Origin of the sequence: Gemmobacter sp., assembly GCF_016792925.1 — a bacterium.
Lineage (GTDB): Bacteria > Pseudomonadota > Alphaproteobacteria > Rhodobacterales > Rhodobacteraceae > Gemmobacter.
In genome coordinates, this window is record NZ_JAEULU010000240.1 from 1 (window position 1) to 2,292 (window position 2,292).

A 2,292-nucleotide genomic window follows, 5' to 3' on the forward strand; every position below is an offset into this window, starting at 1 on the left:
AACTGGCCCCGGAACTGGCCAATGTGGGAGAGTGCAGTCATGAGCCGCAATGAGATCGGCCTCAACATCACGCCGGGTCTGGCAGAACTGCGGGCGGCCCGCCGGGAATCGAATGGCCTGATCCTGGCAGTGTTCCTGTTCAGCGTGGTGGTGAACCTGCTGCTGCTGACCGGGCCGCTTTACATGCTTCAGGTCTATGACCGGGTGCTGGGCTCGCGGTCGGAACCCACGCTTTTCGCGCTGACGGCGCTGATTGTCTTTCTGTTTCTGGTCATGGGCATTCTGGACCATGCGCGGGGCCGGGTCATGGCGCGGGTGGGGGCCGCCTTTCAGGCAAGGCTGGACCGCCGCACCTTTGAAGCCGCGCTGAAACGCGCGCAGGTCGCCCCCGGCGATCCCGCCGCCGCCGCCGCGCAGCGCGATCTGGAGGCGATCCAGCGCCTGTTTGCCTCGCCCGTGCTGCTGGCGGTGTTCGATGTGCCCTTCGTGCCGCTGTTTCTGGGCGCCATCTTCATCTTCCACCCGATGATGGGCTGGCTGTCGGTGGCGGGCGGCGTGATCCTGATCATCGTGACCGTGCTGAACCAGCGCGCCACCAAACTGCCGCTGGCCAAGGCCAACAGCGCCACCCTCACCGCCGAGCGGATGGCCGACAACCTGAAGGCCGAATCCGAGGTGGTGCAGGCGCTTGGCATGCGCGAGGCGGGCTTTGCCCGCTGGCAGCGCGCGCGCGGCGCCTCGCTGTCGGAAAGCATCAATGCTGCCGATACCGGCGGCGTTTACTCGATCCTGACCAAGACCTTCCGGCAAGTCCTGCAATCTGCCATGCTGGGGCTTGCGGCCTGGCAGGTGCTGCGGGGCGAATTGTCCTCGGGCGCGATGATCGCCGGTTCCATCCTGATGGGCCGGGCGCTGTCGCCCATCGAGGTGGCCGTGGGCCAATGGGCGGTGGTGCAGCGCGCGCAGGAAGGCTGGGCCCGTCTGGCCGAGCTTTACAGCCGCGTGCCGGTTGAGGCGGGCCGCATCAACCTGCCCCGCCCCCGCGCCCTGCTGGAGGCGCAGAACCTGACCGTGGTACCGCCGGGTGACAACCATGCCACGCTGCGCATGGTGAATTTCCGGCTGGAGCCGGGACAGGCGCTTGGCGTCATCGGGCCGTCGGGTTCGGGCAAATCCACCCTGGCCCGCGCGCTGATCGGCGTGTGGAAACCGGCAGGCGGCAAGGTCCGGCTGGATGGCGCCGCGCTGGAGCAATATGACCCCGACGTTCTGGGCAGCTATATCGGCTATCTGCCGCAGCGCGTGACGCTGTTTGAAGGCACGATTGCCGAGAACATCGCGCGTCTGCAAGGCAATCCCGATGGGCTGAAAGTGGTGGAGGCCGCCAGGAAAGCTGCCGCCCATGACATGATCCTGCGCCTGCCCGATGGCTATGACACCCGCGTATCAGCCCTTGGCGGGCGGCTGTCGGGCGGCCAGATCCAGCGCATCGGCCTCGCCCGCGCGCTCTATGGCGATCCGGTGATCGTGGTGCTGGACGAGCCGAACTCCAACCTCGACAATGAAGGCTCGGTCGCGCTGAACGAGGCGATCAAGCAGATGAAGGCGGCGGGCTGCGCCATCCTCATCATGGCGCATCGCCCGGCCGCCATTCAGGAATGCGAATTGCTGCTGGTGATCGAAGACGGCACCCGCCGCGCCTTTGGCCCGCGCGATCAGGTGCTGCGGGAAATGGTGAAAAACCATGCCGAGATCAGCCGCAACTCCGGCCCCGGCGGGGTGACCTGAGGGGGCGCCTGCCCCCCTTGTCCCCCTGCCCAGTATCCCGGAGCATCCCATGACCACCGATCCCCAAACCCCCAAGCCCGCCATCATCGAAGGCACTGCCGTGCCGGTCGCCACCGCGCCCAAACCGCCCGGCCCGCCGCGCGCGCCCATGCCCGGCTCGCTGGCGCAGCCCGATCCTGCGGCCCGCACCTGGTCGGCCCGGCGCCATATCTGGCTGGGCATGGGCACGCTGGCCGTGCTGCTGGGCGGCTTTGGGGTGTGGAGCGTCACCACCAATATCGCGGGCGCCGTGGTCGCCTCGGGCCAGATCGAGGTCGAAAGCCACCGTCAGGTGGTGCAGCACCCGGATGGCGGCGTGGTGGCCGATATTCAGGTGAAGGAAGGCCAGGCCGTGCAGGCGGGCGATCTGCTGATCCAGCTCGATGGCGCCGACCGCCGCTCGGAACTGGCGATCGTCGAGGGGCAGCTTTTCGAGCTGATGGCCCGCCGCGCCCGCCTGACCGC

The 2,292-nt window shown here is 68.0% G+C and carries 2 protein-coding genes; both read left to right on the plus strand.

The window, feature by feature from the left end; translation table 11 throughout:
* Nucleotides 1-39 precede the first annotated feature (39 nt).
* Complete coding sequence (locus JNN06_RS11340) at nt 40-1,788, plus strand: type I secretion system permease/ATPase (protein WP_291239703.1); 1,749 nt, start codon at nt 40-42, stop codon at nt 1,786-1,788.
* A gap of 160 nt (nt 1,789-1,948) precedes the next feature.
* Nucleotides 1,949-2,292, plus strand: a 344-nt coding sequence (locus JNN06_RS11345) for a biotin/lipoyl-binding protein (RefSeq protein WP_291239704.1), incomplete at its 3' end; no start/stop codon positions are given.

Bases quoted from the DNA above. Each gene is read 5' to 3' on its own strand.
- JNN06_RS11340 (WP_291239703.1), top strand. From the start codon at position 40: ATGAGCCGCAATGAGATCGGCCTCAACATCACGCCGGGTCTGGCAGAA.